17 protein-coding genes are annotated in these 16,741 nt (G+C 66.0%); 2 read left to right on the forward strand and 15 right to left on the reverse strand.

All coding sequences use genetic code 11. From position 1 onward, the window contains the following. Positions 1 to 10: 10 nt before the first annotated feature. Positions 11 to 2,134: an FUSC family protein gene (locus tag ACFPQ5_RS11200; RefSeq protein WP_379755044.1), complete on the reverse strand. Its 2,124-nt coding sequence runs from the start codon at positions 2,132 to 2,134 to the stop codon at positions 11 to 13. Positions 2,135 to 2,340: 206 nt separating this feature from the next. Between ACFPQ5_RS11200 and ACFPQ5_RS11205 the strand changes: the two genes are divergently transcribed. Then, on the forward strand, positions 2,341 to 2,916 hold the full coding sequence (locus ACFPQ5_RS11205) for a YceI family protein (RefSeq protein WP_379755047.1): 576 nt from the start codon (positions 2,341 to 2,343) through the stop codon (positions 2,914 to 2,916). Here ACFPQ5_RS11205 and maiA read toward each other — a convergent pair whose 3' ends face one another. The 8 genes from maiA to ACFPQ5_RS11245 all read right to left on the reverse strand — a co-directional run bounded on the left by maiA (position 2,917) and on the right by ACFPQ5_RS11245 (position 10,084). Beyond that, complete coding sequence (gene maiA, locus ACFPQ5_RS11210) at positions 2,917 to 3,555, reverse strand: maleylacetoacetate isomerase (RefSeq protein WP_379755049.1); 639 nt, start codon at positions 3,553 to 3,555, stop codon at positions 2,917 to 2,919. A 15-nt stretch (positions 3,556 to 3,570) separates the two neighbouring features. Further along, positions 3,571 to 4,926, reverse strand: coding sequence for an MFS transporter (locus tag ACFPQ5_RS11215; RefSeq protein ID WP_379755052.1), 1,356 nt, complete (start codon positions 4,924 to 4,926; stop codon positions 3,571 to 3,573). A gap of 308 nt (positions 4,927 to 5,234) precedes the next feature. Then, positions 5,235 to 5,546: a non-heme iron oxygenase ferredoxin subunit gene (locus tag ACFPQ5_RS11220; protein ID WP_379755055.1), complete on the reverse strand. Its 312-nt coding sequence runs from the start codon at positions 5,544 to 5,546 to the stop codon at positions 5,235 to 5,237. Between the two features lie 9 nt (positions 5,547 to 5,555). Further along, entirely contained in the window at positions 5,556 to 6,032 is a 477-nt protein-coding gene (locus ACFPQ5_RS11225) for an aromatic-ring-hydroxylating dioxygenase subunit beta (RefSeq protein ID WP_379755059.1), read from the reverse strand. Positions 6,033 to 6,035: 3 nt separating this feature from the next. Continuing rightward, on the reverse strand, positions 6,036 to 7,301 hold the full coding sequence (locus tag ACFPQ5_RS11230; RefSeq protein WP_379755062.1) for an aromatic ring-hydroxylating dioxygenase subunit alpha: 1,266 nt from the start codon (positions 7,299 to 7,301) through the stop codon (positions 6,036 to 6,038). Between the two features lie 21 nt (positions 7,302 to 7,322). Continuing rightward, positions 7,323 to 8,021, reverse strand: coding sequence for a fumarylacetoacetate hydrolase family protein (locus tag ACFPQ5_RS11235; protein ID WP_379755065.1), 699 nt, complete (start codon positions 8,019 to 8,021; stop codon positions 7,323 to 7,325). Between the two features lie 22 nt (positions 8,022 to 8,043). Next, positions 8,044 to 9,087, reverse strand: coding sequence for a gentisate 1,2-dioxygenase (gene gtdA / locus ACFPQ5_RS11240; RefSeq protein WP_379755068.1), 1,044 nt, complete (start codon positions 9,085 to 9,087; stop codon positions 8,044 to 8,046). Positions 9,088 to 9,112: 25 nt separating this feature from the next. Continuing rightward, positions 9,113 to 10,084: an FAD-binding oxidoreductase gene (locus ACFPQ5_RS11245; RefSeq protein ID WP_379755071.1), complete on the reverse strand. Its 972-nt coding sequence runs from the start codon at positions 10,082 to 10,084 to the stop codon at positions 9,113 to 9,115. 109 nt (positions 10,085 to 10,193) lie between these two features. On the opposite strand from ACFPQ5_RS11245, the gene ACFPQ5_RS11250 reads away from it, so the two are divergent. Continuing rightward, positions 10,194 to 11,102 (forward strand): LysR family transcriptional regulator, encoded by a 909-nt coding sequence (locus ACFPQ5_RS11250; protein WP_379755074.1) that lies wholly within the window; start codon positions 10,194 to 10,196, stop codon positions 11,100 to 11,102. Between the two features lie 193 nt (positions 11,103 to 11,295). Here ACFPQ5_RS11250 and ACFPQ5_RS11255 read toward each other — a convergent pair whose 3' ends face one another. From ACFPQ5_RS11255 to proV, 6 genes are all read right to left on the reverse strand, one after another. Further along, positions 11,296 to 12,090 carry an anti-sigma factor family protein gene (locus ACFPQ5_RS11255; protein WP_379755077.1) on the reverse strand — a complete coding sequence of 265 codons (795 nt, stop codon included), beginning with the start codon at positions 12,088 to 12,090 and terminating at the stop codon, positions 11,296 to 11,298. Further along, positions 12,087 to 12,596: an RNA polymerase sigma factor gene (locus tag ACFPQ5_RS11260; protein WP_379755081.1), complete on the reverse strand. Its 510-nt coding sequence runs from the start codon at positions 12,594 to 12,596 to the stop codon at positions 12,087 to 12,089. Before ACFPQ5_RS11260 ends, ACFPQ5_RS11255 begins: the two co-directional genes overlap by 4 nt. A 21-nt stretch (positions 12,597 to 12,617) precedes the next feature. After that, a complete protein-coding gene (locus tag ACFPQ5_RS11265; RefSeq protein WP_136223311.1) occupies positions 12,618 to 12,986 on the reverse strand; it encodes a COG4315 family predicted lipoprotein in 369 nt (122 codons plus the stop codon). Positions 12,987 to 13,125: 139 nt separating this feature from the next. Next, on the reverse strand, positions 13,126 to 14,175 hold the full coding sequence (gene proX, locus ACFPQ5_RS11270; protein ID WP_379755084.1) for a glycine betaine/L-proline ABC transporter substrate-binding protein ProX: 1,050 nt from the start codon (positions 14,173 to 14,175) through the stop codon (positions 13,126 to 13,128). A gap of 19 nt (positions 14,176 to 14,194) precedes the next feature. After that, entirely contained in the window at positions 14,195 to 15,277 is a 1,083-nt protein-coding gene (proW, locus tag ACFPQ5_RS11275) for a glycine betaine/L-proline ABC transporter permease ProW (protein ID WP_379755087.1), read from the reverse strand. Continuing rightward, the gene (gene proV, locus ACFPQ5_RS11280) at positions 15,274 to 16,509 is read right to left on the reverse strand and encodes a glycine betaine/L-proline ABC transporter ATP-binding protein ProV (RefSeq protein WP_379755090.1); all 1,236 of its coding nucleotides are present in this window, start codon (positions 16,507 to 16,509) and stop codon (positions 15,274 to 15,276) included. Before proV ends, proW begins: the two co-directional genes overlap by 4 nt. Positions 16,510 to 16,741: the final 232 nt, after the last annotated feature.

Consider the following 16,741-nt stretch of genomic DNA (forward strand, 5'->3'; position numbering starts at 1 on the left):
GCAACGCGCGTCAGTCGCGGCCGAGGGCGGCGCCGATCGCGGTCCGGCTCTGCGCCACTTGCGCGGCGTCGCGCTGCAGCAGGCGCAGGCGGCGCTGCAGCGGCGCCCAGCCGGGCCAAGCAGCGATCCAGGTGCTCTGCCCCGCCGCCTGCGCCGGAACGGCTTCGTGCGCCGCGCCCAGGCTGGCGCGTACTTCCGCGAACATGGCCTCGAGCGCCGTCTCGACTTCGCGGGCCGGCAGGTTCTCCGCATAACGCTGCATCAGCAGGCGCAGCGCCGCCATGTGCGCCACCAGCAGGTAGTTCTGCACGGTGAAGCGATTGAGTTCGTCGGGCGCGCGCCGCTTGTCGGCCGGCTCGTCGAGCATGCGTCCCAGCGCCGCGCTGAGGGTGGCCAGGCTGTCCATGAAGCGCTTGCGGCTGACGCGGTACTGGACGTCGTCGCCCGTACGCTTCAGGAGCAGGTCGGCGGCAGCGTCGATGTACTTGCGGTTGGCGTCCAGTACCGCATCGACCAGGCGCGGCAGGTTATGGTATTCCCAGCTCGGCAGCACGTAGCTGAAGAAGGTGGCGATCAGGGTGCCGAGCAGCGTGTCGAGCAGGCGTTCGCTGACGCCGCTGCCGCCGTGCGGCACGGTCAGGCCGATCAGCAGCAGCGCCTGCACGCTGGCGGCCACCGCCGTGTAGCGGTATTTGATCGACAAAAAGGCCGGCGCCGCCGCGGTGGCGACGAACAGGAAGCCGATCAGGATGGCGGGCGTGTGCACGAAGTGCAGGATCACGGCCGTGATCATGCAGCCGATCAGGGTACCGATCAAACGGTCGGCGCGGCGCTGCTTCGTCAGGCTGAAGCTGGGTTTCAGGATCACGGCGATGGTCAGCGCCGTCCAGTAGCCGTGCGAGGTGTACGGCAGCCAGCGCGAGAGCACCAAGCCGGCCAGGATCGCCATCGCCACCCGCAGCGCGAAGCGGAACACGGGCGAGGACCAGCGCAGGTTCGACACCAGGATGCCGAGGCTGTAGCGCTGCTGGGTGAGGAAAGGCGTCATGTCGGTGTGCGGCACCAGCGGCAAGGCGCCGTGCGAGGCCTGGGTGGCCGCGTGCAGGCGCCCGATCATCGCGATCACGTCGCGGATCTTGTTGGCCGTGGCGCGCAGCGCCGCCTGGGCGTCGTAGTCTTCGCCCTCCCCGACCGGCACATCGCGCAGGACAGCGTCGAGCGCGGCCAGCTCGGGACCGTAATCGACGTTCGAGCGCGAAGGCTGGTTGCGCGTCATTGCATAGGCCACCGCTTCGATGTCGCGCGCGGCCTTGCCGATCAGGTCTCCCAGCAGCGGCAGGATCGTGCCCTTGGCAAAATGCTGGCGCAGCAGTTCGTAATCGGTGTGCGTGGCCAGCACCAGCTCGTAGAGGTCGAACATCGCGTAGTGCACCTGCACCAGGATTTCCTCGTCTGGCGTCGGCCGGCCGCGCAGGATCAGGTCGCGCGAGGCCTGCTGGCGCTCGGCCAGCACGCTCTGACCGCGCACCAGCTTTTCCATCTGCGCCGGCAGGCCGGCTTCGATGTCGTAGCAGCCGGCCTTCATGTTCGTATAGTTGGCCAGCTCGTACAGCGCTTCGGCCAGCACCTGCTGCTTGAGGCGGCGCTGCAGGCGCCAGACGACAACCATCGCATACGCCATGTAGCCGGCGCCGCCCGCGAAGAACAGCGCGGCGTGGCGCAGCGCCTGCAGCGGCGTCGATGGCGCCTCGCTCGACAGCATCATCACGAACAGCGCCGCGAATTGCAGCGGCATCGCCTTGCGGCCGTAGACCACCATCATGCTGGCCAGGAAGGAGACCAGCACGATCACGGTAAACAGCAGCCACTCGACCTGCGAGGACAGGCTGACCAGCAGCGCCACCACGGAACACAGCAGCACGCCGGCCAGCATCTCGTTGAACTTGTGGCGCAGGGGGCTGGGCATGTCCATCAGGCTGGTGCACAGCGCGCCCATGGCGACGGCGACCGCGGTCGGCAGGTCGGCGATGAAGTAAGCGAGGAAGGTCAGGCCGATGATGCCGGTGGCGATGCGCAGGCCGGTTGCGAAGTAGTGGCTGAAGAGGAAGGTGCGGGGAGCGAGGGCGTAGTGCATGGGTTGGATCGCTCGCTTTCCGGACGGGTCAGCGTGTAGGGAATGATGAGCGAATTATAACGCCGCTCCCGGCCGGACCCGCGCGCAGGAAGCGGTGGATTGAACCGGAAAATGGAACAGTGTTATCCAATCCAGGGGCTTACTCTCGCTTTGCGCAACAGTTAAAGTCGTGGCTGTCAACAACTGAACCAACAGGAAAGCACAGCATGCAGATCAAGCACCTCGTCGCCGTCATCGCAACTCTCAGCGCCACCGCCGGTGCCTTCGCCGCCGACACCTACACCATCGAGCCGAACCACACCTATCCGAGCTTCGAAGCCGACCACATGGGCGGCCTGTCGGTCTGGCGCGGCAAGTTCACCAACACCAGCGGCAGCATCACCCTCGACCGCAAGGCGAAGACCGGTACGGTCGACATCACCATCGATGCGAATACCATCGACTTCGGCCACGCCAAGATGAACGAGCACGCAAAGAGCGCCGACATGTTCGACGTCGCCAAATTCCCGACCGCGACCTACAAGTCGAAGTCGATCACCTTCAAGGGCGACACGCCGGTGTCGGTCGACGGTGAACTGACCCTACACGGCGTCACCAAGCCGGTGAAGCTGACGATCAACCAGTTCAAGTGCATCCAGCACCCGATGTTCAAGCGCGAAGCCTGCGGCGCCGATGCGACCGCGACCTTCAACCGCAGCGACTTCGGCATCGACTACGGCGTGCAGATGGGCTTCAACCCGACCGTCAAGCTGGCGATCCAGGTCGAAGCGCTCAAGCAGTAATCAGCCGACGTAGTCGGGCTGGTTACTGGGCGCGGCCGCGATGAAGGCCGGCTGCGCCATGCAGTGTTCGACCACCGCCATCACCCGTTCGAAGCGCGACAGGTCGCAGCCCATGCGCTGCGCGTTCGCCACCTGCGGCACCAGGCAGCAGTCGGCCAGCGTCGGCGCCTCGCCGACGCAATAGCTGCTGCGCGGCCGCGCCGCCAGCAGCTGCTCCACCGCCCCCAAGCCTTCTTCCACCCAGTGGGCGTACCAGGCCGACTTGTCGGCCTCGCTCACTTTCAAGGGGCCGCTCAGGTACTTCAGCACGCGGATGTTGTTGATCGGGTGGATTTCGCAGGCGATGGTCTGCGCGATTTCCAGCACCCGCGCGCGTTCCAGCGGATCCTGCGGCACCAGGCGCGGCGCCGGGTACGTCGCATCCAGGTAATCGATGATGGCCAGCGACTGGGTCAGCTTGACCTCGCCGTCGACCAGGGTCGGCACGATGGCGGCCGGGCTCAGCGCCCGGTATTCCTCGGCACCCTGCTCGCCGGCGCGCAGGTTCACGGCCGCGTACTCATACGGCAGGCCCTTGAGGGCCAGCGCGATGCGCACGCGGAAGGAGGTCGAACTATTGAAGAAGCTGTAGAGTTTCATGGGTCTCTTGGTTGATCAGGCGGCGACGGTGCGCACCTGCTGGTTGGCGTATTTGCCGTACATGGCATAGATCGCGACCGAGGCCAGCAGGGCCGGAACGGCGAGCAGCATGATGATGGTCGAGAAGCCGAGGCCCGCGCCGAGCAGGGCGCCGCCCATCATCGAACCGAGGATCGCGCCGCAACGGCCGATGCCCAGCGCCCAGCTGACGCCCGTGGCGCGGTTGCTGGTCGGGTAGAAGGAAGCGGCCAGCGCGTTGGCGCCGATCTGCGAGCCGCTGATGCAGAAGCCCACGCCGAAGACGGCCACGTTCAGGATCAGCAGGTCCGTGTACTGGAAGCTGATCAGGGCGATGAACAGGATCGCCGTGAGATAGGAAATGCCCAGCACCTTGTAGGCGTTGTAGCGGTCCATCGCCCAGCCCAGCACGATGGCGCCGACGGTGCCGCCGACCTGGTACATGGCGGCGACCATGGCCGCTTTCGCGATCGGGAAGCCGGCGTCCTTGAACAGGGTCGGCAGCCAGTTGGTCAGCAGGTAGACGATCAGGAGGCTCATGAAGAAGGTGGCCCACAGCGCCATGGTGCCGAAGCTGAGCTCCCTGGCGAACAGCTGCGCCACCGGGGAACGCTTGACGGCTGCCGGCGACTCGGGGACGTAGAAGGAAGCGCCTTCGAGCCTGGTGGTCGGGGTGATGCGGCCGATGATCGCCTTGATCTTGTCGCTGTCGGGACGGCGCAGCACCAGGAAGCGGACCGATTCCGGCAGCAGGAACAACAGCACGACGGCGAAGGCCATCGGTACGTAGCCGCCGAACAGCAGCACGCTGCGCCAGCCGTAGGCCGGGATCATGTGCGCGGCGAGCACGCCGCCCAGGCCGGAGCCGAGGGTGAAGCCGCAGAACATGATGGTCACGACCACGGACTTGGTGCGCGTCGCCGCATACTCCGAGGTCAGCGTGATCGCATTCGGCATCGCCCCGCCCAGGCCCAGGCCGGTCAGGAAGCGGAAGAAGGCGAGCATGGCCAGCGAATCGGTGTAGGCCGAGGCCAGGCTCCAGATGCCGAAGAACAGGACCGACAGCACCAGCACCATCTTGCGGCCGATGCGGTCGGCCAGCGGGCCGGCTACAAAGGAGCCTGCTGCCAGGCCAACCAGGCCGGCCGAGAGCAAGGGGCCGAGCTGGGTCGGCGACAGGCCCCACTCGCTTTTCAGCGACGGGGCGATGAAGCCGATGATGGCGGTGTCGAAGCCGTCGAGGGCGATGACGACGAAGCAGAGGAAGGCGACCAGGAACTGGTAGCCGGTGAAGCGGCCGGAATCGATCAGCTGCTGGACGTCGATGCGTTTTGTGCTGCTGGTGCTGGACATGTGTATCTCCTGATGTTGTTTTGGGGTGCCGCAGTCTTGTGCTGCTTTGCGCTGGTTTTGATTTTGTAGGGTGGACTCCTGAGTCCACGCGTTTGCTGCGGTTGATTAGTGTTGCAACGGCCGTAAGCACGAGGCGCCGGCGTGCATACCGTGAACCGCGTGGAGTCAGGACTCCACCCTACGTCTGCGGGTTTTGTAGGGTGGGCACTCTGTGCCCACGCGGTACACAGCTCGCATATCGAATCGCCGATCTCAGGCGGTGCGGTATGCACACGCACGGCCGCGTGGGCATGGAATGCCCACCCTACTTAACTGACGTCGACAAAGACTCTGCCGCCTTCGATCTTCACGGGGTAGGTTCGAACCGCCTCCGTGACCGGTTCGCACATCGGCCTGCCGTCCCGGATATCGAACTTCCCCTGATGCAGCGGACATTCGATCTCGAAGCCGTCCAGGAAGCCGTCGCACAGCCGCGCATGGCCGTGGGTGCAGATGTTGTCGGTCGCGTAGACCTGGCCGTCGACGCTGTACAGGGCCAGGTCCTTGCCCGCCGTCTGCACGCCCATCACGTCGTCTTCAGGCACGTCGTCGTGCGCCGTCACTTCAAGCCAGTTGCTCATGTTTGCCTCTTAAATCGGGTAAATCAGGGAATTCGGAATCATCTCGGTGTCGTACACGCAGACCCGCGCCTCGAACTTCAGGCCCTCGGGCGTCACGCGCACGCGGTCCAGGTAGCGGCCGACGTTGAACACGGTCGTTTCCTGGCTCAGCTTCGTGCGGAAGACGGCGTAGTTGGTCTCGGCCTCGATCAGGTCACCGTCCACGCGCAGGATGCGCGGCAGGCTCACCACGTGGCGCTGGTAGTACGGGTCGTGGAACAGGGTTTCCTTGATGCCGTAGGCGCGGTCGCGCAGCATGCCCTTGCTGATCAGGGCCAGGGTGCACAGCGGGAAGCCGCGTTCGTGGTTTTCGCGCGGCTGGACTTTATAGGTGCAGTCGTCGACGAAGAAGTCGATCCAGCGCTCCCAGTCCTGGGCGTCGATCGCGGCGGTGTAGTCGGCGTTCAGCTGCGCCAGCTGCAGCAGTGCTTGCAATGGGTCGTTCATCGCTCAGTCCTCCATCACGCTGCGCCAGTATTCGTACATCCCGCGGATCAGGGTCTCGGTCACCATGTGGTCGGTGTTGCCGACCTCGTGGCCGCCCAGTTCCGCGACCGCCCGGTGGAAGGGCTTCTGTTCGAAGCCCTGCTGCGACAGCTCGATCACCTCGCCGTCGTCGGCCGAGACAAAACCCGCCGGTCCGAACAGGTTGGCCTGGATCAGGCGCCGCTCCGTCATCTCGGGCGTGTCGTCCTCGAAGCCGAAATGGGTCCAGACGAAGTCGAAGGAGCCCTTGCCGTCCGGCTGGATGTGGCGCGTCGATACGCTGTTCACCTGCTGCTGGAAGATCACGCTCGGGAACACGGTCATCATCACGGCCGTCGGACCGCCCCACCAGGCTTCGGGCACGATGTCGAGCAGGCGCTTGTCCTGGATCTCCATGCTCTCCTTGAAGCTGGTGACGCCGGCCGTGACTTCCGACTTGGCGCCGCCCGTGCCGCGGGTCGAGATCATGGCCGCGTGGCGGTGGCGCTCGTCCATCACGAGCTGCGACTTGTTATCCGCGCGCCAGAGGCCATAGGTGACGAACCAGGTATGCAGCAGGCCCGGGTGGTAGGGGTCCTTGATATTCTCCTGCATCAGCTTCCAGTTGCCGGGAATGCGCTGGCGGTTGTAGCCGAGGATTTTCAGCTGGCGCCCGTTGAACAGGCGGTCGAAGTAGCCGAGGATGTCCGGACCGAGATAGTCTTCCAGCGATTCGACCTCATGGTCGAAGGAGGCGAACACCACGCCGCCGCGAACAGCCACCTTCAGCTTCGTGAGCCCGTGCTGGGAGGTGTCGAAGTCCTTCGGCATCCCGCCCTGCACTTTGCCGTCCTGCTTGACGCCGCGCCGGAAGGGCACGCCCTGCAGGTCGCCATTGAGCTTGTAGTTCCACTGGTGGTAGGGGCAGACGAATTCCTTCTTGTTGCCGTGGCGCTCGCGGCAGAACTGCATGCCGCGGTGGGCGCAGACGTTCTCCACCACGTTGATGGCGCCGTCGCTTGCCCTCACCATGATCACCGAGCGCTCGCCGATGACGGTGCGCTTGAAGTCGCCCTCGTTCGGCACCTCGGCTTCCAGGCCGACGTAGCACCAGTGGCCGTGGTAAAACAGGCGCTCGAGTTCGCGCTTGTAGATGGCGTCGTCGGTGTAGACCGCGAACGGAATGCGGCTGCTGGCTTCTTTCGATTCCCACTCGGGGCGAATCGGGAATACGACTGGATTGTCTCCCATGTCCGTCTCCTCTTGCTGTATTTAGCCGGCCACGCGCACGCGGATCGCGTCCAGGTTCGCCACCGATCCCACCATCAGGTCGCCGCGCTGGACCGCGTTCACGCCTTCCGGGGTGCCGGTCATGATGATGTCGCCCGGCTCCAGGGTCTCGTACTCGGACAGGTAGGCGATCGATTCGGCGACGGACCAGATCAACTTGCTGACGTCCGACTTCTGGCGCGATTCGCCGTTGACCGTCAGGGCGATCTCGCCTTCGACGACGTGGCCCACTTCAGACGCGCGGCGGATCGGGCCGATCGGCGCCGACTGCGCGAAGGATTTACCGAATTCCCATGGGCGGCCCTTGTCGCGCGCTTCGAGCTGGATGTCGCGGCGGGTCATGTCCAGGCCGACCGCATAGCCGTAGACGTGTTCCAGTGCCTGCTCGACCGGGATGTCGGCGCCGCCCTTGCCGATCGCGACGACCAGTTCGATCTCGTGGTGGAAGTTGGCGGTCTTCGGCGGATACGGGATCGTGACTTCGCCTTCACCCGCGACGACGACGGCGTTGGCCGGCTTCATGAAGAAGAACGGCTTTTCGCGGTCCGGGTCGCGGCCCATCTCGCGCGCGTGGGCGGCGTAGTTGCGGCCGACGCAGAAGACACGGTTGACGGGGAACTGCTGCTCGCTGCCGGCTACCGGCAAGGTGTACACCGGGGCCGGCGCAACTGCGTATTCCATGATGATCTCCAGTTAAAAGTGATTAGATTTTTTCTTCGCGCCACAGACCGAGGGCCTGCTGCATCGGACGGTCCGAGAAGCTGAACAGGATCGTCTCTTCGCTCGCGCGCAGGTTCAGCGTGTGCCAGGACGGCACGACGAAGACGTCGTTCGGGCCGAAGGTATAGGTGGTGTCGCCGATGGTCGCGCTGCCCGCGCCTTCGAGGCAAACGTAGACGGTGGCGTCGGTGCAGCGGTAAGGCTGCGTTTCGAAACCGCCCGGCAGCAGCTGGGCGAAGGCGCCGATGGTCGGCATCGGCGAGGCGCCGGTGGCCGGGTTCACGTAGCGCAGCTTGTGGCCGAAGTGGGCGTCGGGCGCGGTGCGGGCGATCCCGGTCAAGGCTTCCTTGGTCTGCGCGAACGGATAGACGAAGACCTTGGTCGGCTCGGAAGCTTTCTGGTCGAGGTCGAGCGGCACCATGTTGTGGCCGTAGCGCGCCAGCGAATCGCCTTCCGGGCGTGCCGTCTGCTGCAAAGCGGCCGCGCCGTGTTCGGCGAAGCCGGCGTCGAAGAAGCGCACCGTCGGGATGTCCAGGCCGTCCAGCCAGACCACCGGCTCGCTGCCGAGGTTGCCGTGGTCGTGCCAGGTCCAGGACGGCGTGATGATGAAGTCGCCGCGGCGCATGGTGGTGCGCTCGCCGTCGACCGCCGTGTAGGCGCCCTCGCCGTCCAGCACCAGGCGCAGCGCCGATTGCGTATGGCGGTGCGCCGGGGCGACTTCGCCCGGCATGATCAGCTGCAGGCCCGCGTACAGCGACTGCGTGATCGAGGAATTGCCGCGCATGGCCGGGTTTTCCAGCACCAGCACGCGGCGCTCGGCTTCGCTGGCCGTGATCAGGCGGCCCGCTTCCATCACGTGTTCGCGCACTTCGCCATAGCGCCACAGGGCTGGCGCCACCGGAGACTTCGGCGCCTTCGGCACCAGCGCGCCGAGCACTTCCCACAGGGGCGTCATGTTCTGGCCGCTGATGCGGCGATAGTACTGGGCGCGCTCGTCTTTTACCGCGTCCTGTGCACTCGCGTTCATGTCCATTCGGTCTCCTCCGTTTATCTCAAGCCGCCCTGGCGTAGAAGGCGTCGGCGTAAATGTGCTCGAACGCGATGCCGCGTTCGCGTGCGACCAGGGTCGCGGCATCGACCATCGGCGGCGCGCCGCACAGGTAGGCGCGCCAGCCTTCGAGCGAGCGCCAGTCCTGGGCAACGGCGTCGGTCACCAGGCCGCTGCGCATGCCGTCTGCGGCCGCGCCGTCTGCGACGACCACATGCAGGTGCAGGTTGCGGTGCCCTGCCGCCAGCCGTGCCAAGGTGTCGAGGCCGTAGACGTCGCGCGGACCGCGCACGCCGAAATATAGGTGAATGTCGTTGCGCATGCCGGCGTCAATCGCGCCGCGCACGATGGACAACACCGGCGCCAGCCCCGTGCCGCCGGCGACGCACAGCATCGGGCCTTCGTGTTTCCGGCGCAGATAGGACGTACCGAGCGGGCCGCTGACGCGCACCGTGTCGCCTACTTTCAGCTGGCGGTCGATGTAGCCAGTGACCCGCCCGTCCGGGACGACGCGCACGTGGAATTCGAGTTCCTCGTCCGTCATGAGGCCGGCCATCGAGTAGGGACGGATGTGCTCCGGCGTGAATTGCAGGGTCGCGTACTGGCCGGGCGAGAATGCCAGCGGCTTGGCGGGACGCAGGCGCAGGCGGCGCACGTCGTGGGTCAGCTGGTCGACGGCGGTGACGGTCGCCTTCAGGATGCGCGCCGGGTGGGTGATGACTTCGTCGGGTTCAGGCACCTCGATGGTGCAGGTGTCGAGCAGGACGCTGGTGCAGGCGAGCACGTACTGGCCGCCCACTTCCTTGTCGTCGGTGCTGCCGAGCTTGCCCTCGATGAGCTTGCAGCGGCAGGTGCCGCAGCGGCCGGCGGTGCAGCTGTAGGAGATGGGTACGCCATGCTCGCGCAGTGTGGCGAGCAGGTTGGCGCCCGGTGCGGCGGGTAGCACCCGGCCGAGCGCGGGAATGTGCAGCTCCATGCTTGTCTCCGAATCTTATGATTTCGTTGTTGGAGTCGATTATAGGAAGCGGAGTAAAATAAAAATATAAAATCTCGTGAATCGACGATATAGATTTGGTGAATGTAGAATGCTTAATCTCAGAGACGTGGACCTGAACCTGCTGGTGGTCTTCCTGGAGCTGTACCGGGAACGCCGCGTGTCGGTCGTGGCCGAGCAGCTAGGCCTGACCCAGCCGGCGGTCAGCAATGCGCTGGCGCGCCTGCGCAAGATGATGAACGACGAATTGTTCCTGCGTAGCGCGCGTGGCATGGAGCCGACGCCCTACGCGGTCCAGCTGGCCGAACCGATCGCCGAGGCGCTGACGCGCATCCGCGATACGCTCGAGCGCCAGCTGGAATTCGATCCGACCACCAGCACCCGCAAGTTCACGGTCGCGATGACCGACCTCGGCGAAATCCACTTCCTGCCGCGCCTGATGCGGCGCCTCGGCGAGGTGGCGCCGGGGGTCACGATCAGCACGGTCAGGAACACCGCCGTCAACCTCGCGGACGAGCTCGAGGCGGGCCGGGTCGACCTGGCGCTCGGACTGCTGCCGCAGCTAAAAGGGGGATTTTTCCAACGCCTGCTGTTCCGCCAGCGCTATGTGTGCCTGTTTCGCGAAGGGCATGCGCTGGACAGGGAATCGATGTCGCTGGACGACTTCGAGGCGGCGCAGCACATCGTCGTGGTGGCCGGCGGCACCGGCCACGCCATCGTCGACGACACCATCGCGCGCCGAAACGTCAAGCGCGACGTGCGCCTGAGCGTGCCGCACTTCGTCGCGCTCGGCCACATCCTCTCGACCACCGACCTGATCGCGACCGCGCCCGAGCGCTACGTGCGCGAAGGCATGAAGCCGTTCAAGCTGAAGTACCTGCCGCATCCGGTGCCCTTCCCCGAGTTCGACGTGAACCTGTTCTGGCATGCGAAGTTCCACAAGGAGCCGGGCAGCCAGTGGCTGCGCAATGAACTGGCGGGGCTGGCGGAGACGCATTGAGCGGGCGTATTCTACGGCGGCTTCACCAGATGCGGCCTCCTTCCTGAATGCTTGCTCGGTTTGTGTTGGTATCTCCGAAGTTGTTAGCGTCGAGTCAGGTTAGCTGTTTAAATTAATTCGTTGGTTAGTTACTTTTTTTAGATCGACGCGCAGGTCCTGCTATCGTTGAATGCATGGACCGACACCGCCCGGCTTACTCTAGCTGCGCATGAACCGCCGTCGCGACAGCGGCCAGCTCACCCCGGTTGGCACTGGCCGACAAGGCATAGCCGAAGTCCCCATCGATCCAATAGAAGACGCCGACCTTCCCCTCCTGGGCGAAGCGGAATCCCGTGTCGGCGGCGCCACCCTGTTCGGTCGACACATACAGGGTCAGGCGTTTGCCCGCCCCATCCTGGTACATGAACTGGGCCACCGGCCCGCTCTGGCCGGGCAGCAGCCGGCCGCCGATCAGGTCGTAGCCGAGCTTGCCGAGGTGCGGCGGATGCACCGGCTTGCCGAGCCGCTTGGAGAGCCAGGCGACGAGGTGGTCTTCCTGCTCCGCGCCGACTTCGACCGGGTGGCGCAACTCCGGGCTGTAGACCACGTGCGCAATGGCGGCCCGGCGCGCCAGCCCTGCCGCCGGCCCCGCCTTCGCGAGCAGTACCTGGCCCGGCGAGTCCGCCCCGCCCGGCATCGCCGTACCGCGCGCAAGCCAGCCTGCCACCCCGCCGAGGACGGCGATCAGGACGCCCGCCGCAACGCGCTTCGCCGCACCGCTCCACCAGGCGGGCCGCTCGGGCAGGCGGATGGCCGGCGGCACCGCCTCGTCGAGCACCGGATCGAACAGCTGGTGCAGCGCCAGGTTCTGGCTGCGGTAGGCCGCGATGCGCGCGGCTTCTTCCGGCCTGGCCGCCAGCCATGCCTCGATCTCGGCCTGGCGCGCCAGCGGCAAGACGCCGTCGACATAGGCATGCAGGTCGGCTTCGGTAATCGGCAAGGAATTCATTTGACCACCTGTAGGGGCAGCACGGGCGCCGCCCTTCCCTCCATCAAGGTACGCAGCTTCTCGCGGCCGCGCGACAGCCGCGACATCACTGTCCCCAGCGGCATGCCTAGCGCAGCTGCCACCTGGTCGTAGCTCATGCCCTCCAGGCCGACCAGCAGCAGGATCTCGCGCTGCTCGACCGGCAGCAGGTTCAGGGCCGCCTGCATGTCGCGCACTTCGAGTCCGGCCGCTGGGTTCGATGAAGAGGCCGCATCGGGCATGTCGTCGTCAAGCGCCGTCGTCTGCAGGCGCCGCGCACGCAGGTCGTCCACGTGCAGGTTGTGCATGATCCCGAACAGCCAGGCGCGCATGTCGCGGTCGCGGCGCCACTCCGCGATGCGCGACCAGCCGCGCTCGACCGTGTCCTGCACCAGGTCGTCCGCGCTTGCCGCGTCGCCGACCAGCGCCCGCGCGTAGCGGCGCAGGCGCGGAATGCAGGCGATGATCTCGGCTCCGGGATCGGACATGGCGTCAGGCTGGCGGCAGGGTCAGTCGGTCACGACGTGCCAGACGTCCTTGACCTTGTCGCCCTTGCGTTCGCCGGGACTGGTGTCCTGGGCGTACAGGTAGAGCGGCTTGCCGTTGCGCGCCAGCTGCTTCGTGCCGTCGTCGCGGGTGACCACCGAGTACGGCGCCGAATACGACGCGGCAGTCGCCGGCACCGCCGGCCACAAGGCGAGGCACGGTCCGTTGCAGGCGCTCTTGCCGCTGCCGGCCGTGTCCTTGTCGAAGGTGTAGAGCGTCATGCCGGCGTCGTTGACCAGCACGCCGTCCGCCATCTTCACCGGCGGATTCGACATCGATGCGCAGGCCGAGACGAGGAATACGGCGGCGGCTGCGCTTGCGAGGGAACGGATCGGGACCATGGCAATCTCCTGGTTGTGGTTGGAATACCGGCGTATACGCAAACGGCGGCCAGTTTATTCCCTCAGAGTCCGATTTTTTTCGCGGCAGCCGGCAAGCGAGCTTACTTTAGCAGCAAGATTGCGTTAGCACTCAGGGTTTCGCCGCCGCCCGCGCCTGCGCGATCCAGCCATCGAACAGCTGCTGGTGAAATTTGATCCACCCCGCCGTATGGCGCGCGATATCGGCCTGCGTGTTTTCGCCGGCGCGCATGCGCTCGTTTTGCGCGCTGATGTCGGCGATCGGCAGCCGCATCACCTCGAACAGCTTGACGGCCGCCGGATTTTTCTCGGCCCAGGCGCGGTTCACGACGATCCGCGTCGTGTTGACGGAAAATCCGTAGTCGCTGCCGTCGGCGAGACGGGTATTGGCCTTCTGCGGATTGGCGGAGAACGGCACCTGCAGCCAGACCACGTCCTTGCCCGGCACCAGTACCCCGCTCACCCAGTAGGGCGTCCAGGTGTAGTACAGGATCGGCTTGCCGCGCTTGTTGCGGCCGATGGTGTCGGCGATCAGCGCGGCATAGCTGCCCTGCACATGCTTCACCGTTGAGCGCAGCTTGTACGCGTCCAGGTGGTGCTCGATCATCGCCTCGCAGCCCCAGCCCGGATTGCAGCCGGTCAGGTCGGCCTTGCCGTCGCCGTCCTGGTCGAACAGCCTGGCGATGGCCGGGTCGGCCAGTTGGCCGATGTTGGTAATCCTGTACTTCTCGGCCGTCGCCTTGTCGATCAGGTAGCCCTGCGCGGCGGGACCTGCGTACTGGCCGGTGCGCAGCAGCTTGGCGTCGCCGCCCGCATTGTCGTAGTAGTCCTGGTGCAGCGGGTCCCAGTGCACCGCGAGGAAGGTCGCGTCGCCGTTGGCAATCGCAATGTGCGCGGCCGGATAGTCGACTTCCTTGATCGGCTGCGGCGCGTAGCCCAGCTTTTCCAGGGCAGCATCGACCAGCATGGTCTGGAAGGTTTCTTCCGCGACCGAGCTTTGCAGCGCCTGCACCTTGATGCCCTTGCCGGGCAGCCCGGCATCGGGCGTTTGCGCCATCGCGAGGCTGGTGCTCAGGGTGAGTACGGCCAGCGCCATGGCCGACAGCCATTGAAAACGGCGCTTGGTGCGAGAGGTAGATTTAAAATTTTCAGTTTGATTCATCAGTTTCCTTTTTCATTTTTTAGTGGGCGCCGGCGCGCGTGGCCGGTGCGGACGCCGCGCGTCCCGCTCCGCCGCGCACCAGGCGCAGGATGAGACCGGCTGGGCCCGTCTGGTACCAGTGGCGCACGCCGCGGCGCGGCTGTCCCATGGCCTGCGTCAGGCGGTCCAGCGTGATGGCCAGCAGCACGATGCCGAGACCGCCCACGGTGGCCAGGCCCATGTCGAGGCGGCCGATCCCGCGCAGCACCATCTGGCCCAGGCCGCCGACCGCGATCATCGAGGCGATCACCACCATCGACAGCGACAGCATCAGCGACTGGTTGATGCCGGCCATGATCGACGGCATCGCCAGCGGCAGCTGCACGCGGCTCAGCAGTTGCCAGGGCGAGGCGCCATAGGCGCGCGCCGCTTCGACCAGGTCGGGACGGACCTGGCGGATGCCGAGATTGGTCAGGCGCACCAGCGGCGGCAGCGCGAAGATAATGGTCACGATCACGCCGGGCGCATTACCGATACCGAACAACATCACCACCGGCACCAGGTACACGAAGGCCGGCGTGGTTTGCATCGCGTCCAGCAGCGGACGCAGGATGTTCTGTGCGCGCTCGCTGCTGGCCAGCAGTATCCCCAGCGGCAGGCCGATCGCCAGGCAAAAGGCCAGGGAGGTCAGTACCAGCGACAGCGTGATCATCGCCTCCGGCCAGACGCCCAGCATCGACAGCGCCAGCAGCGCCAGCACCGTGCCGGCGGCCAGCGTGCGGCTGGTGAACTGCCAGGCCAGCAGGCCGATGATGGCGATCACGACCGACGAGGGCGCGGCCAGCAGCACGTGGCCGGCGCCGCTCAGGGTCGCGTCGATCGGCGCGCGCACGGCCTGGAAGAAGGGACGGCAGTGAGCGACGACCCAGCCCAGGCCCTCGTTGATCCAGGATTCCAGCGGCAGCGAGCCGTCGAACAGCTGCCCGAGCTGAAAGCCCGCGTCCTGCGCCGACGCGGCGGCCGGCCCTGCCGCATCGAGCCAGGACGTATCGCCCGGCGGGGTCGGCAGCCATGGGTTGACATCGGCCGCGGCTTCTACGGTAGTGGTGGCGCTGGAATTCATGCTTGTCCTTTCTGTGCTTGTTGTTCTGGAATGGCGGGCGTATCGCGGTCGAGGAATTTCAACAAGGTCGTCTTGCTGATGGCCCCGCGAAAGCGCCCGTCGCCCGCCACCACCGGCACCGCATACGGCAGCTGCGCCACCTGGCCGAACAGGCCGGCGACGGGTTCGTCGGCGTCGATGGTCTGCACGTCCGGCAGGTAGGCATGCGCCAGGCCCAGCGGACCGACATGGCCGTCGAGGGCGCTGCGCAGCGAATCGACCGACACCAGGCCGAGATACTGTCGCTCGGGATTGACGACATAGGCATAAGCCCGGTCCTCTTCTTCCAGCATCGAGAGCGCCGCGCGCGAACCACGGGCGGGCGATTCCGACACCACGATCTGGCTCTTGCGGGCGATGTCGCCGGCCTTGAAGACGGCCGCCGCATCGACGCCGCGCACGAAATTGCGCACGTAGTCGTCGGCGGGCTTGCGCAGGATTTCTTCCGGCGTGCCCACCTGCTTGACGTGCCCGTCCTTCATGATCGCGACGCGGTCGCCGATGCGCATGGCTTCGTCGAGGTCGTGCGAAATGAAGACGATGGTGCGGCGCTTGATCTGCTGCAGGCGCAGCAGCTCCGATTGCATCTCGGTGCGCATGATCGGATCGAGGGCCGAAAAGGCCTCGTCCATCAGCAGGATCGAGGGATCGCAGGCCAGCGCGCGGGCCAGGCCCACGCGCTGCTGCATGCCGCCGGACAGCTCGTCCGGATAGCTGGCGCCATAGCCCGCCAGGCCGACCTGCTCCAGCGCTTGCGAGGCCAGCGCGTGGCGCTCGGCCCTGGGGATGCCGGCCAGCTCCATGCCGAAGGCGGTGTTGTCGAGTACGGTCAGGTGCGGCAGCAGCGCGAAGGACTGGAACACCATGCTGATGTCCTTGCGGCGCAAGGCGCGCAGCTGCGCGTCCGGCAGCGTATTGATGTCCTCGCCGTCGACCAGGATGCGGCCGGCGGTCGGCTCGACCAGGCGGTTGAGCATGCGCACCAGGGTCGACTTGCCCGAGCCGGACAGGCCCATGATGACGAAGATTTCGCCTGCTTCGATGGTGAAGCTGGCGTCGAACACGCCGATCGTGCATTCGGTCCTGGCCAGGATCTCCTGCTTGCTGGCGCCCTCGTGGACCAGCTTAAGCGCCGCTTCAGGCTGCTCGCCGTATACTTTGAAGACATGGTCGATGATGATTTGTTTTGCCACTTCGTGGTTCTCCTTCGTTTGGCGAATGGAACGACACCCTGAGGCCAGCGGCCTTCGAAGGGAATCGACGAACCCCGCGCCGTCGGCAATGCCAGGGCGTACGAACGCACGCGGGCGACGGCAAGGGGTGAGAGACGTGTCCGGTGCGGCGCGTGCCGCTGCCGGGTGTCGTGGGCGCGTTAAAAGAGGCTGGGTTTCAGGACTTTTAAGCGCGCGGGCTTGGAGCCCGGGA

Origin of the sequence: Massilia suwonensis (assembly GCF_042655665.1) — a bacterium.
In the GTDB taxonomy this organism is placed as follows: domain Bacteria; phylum Pseudomonadota; class Gammaproteobacteria; order Burkholderiales; family Burkholderiaceae_D; genus Telluria; species Telluria suwonensis.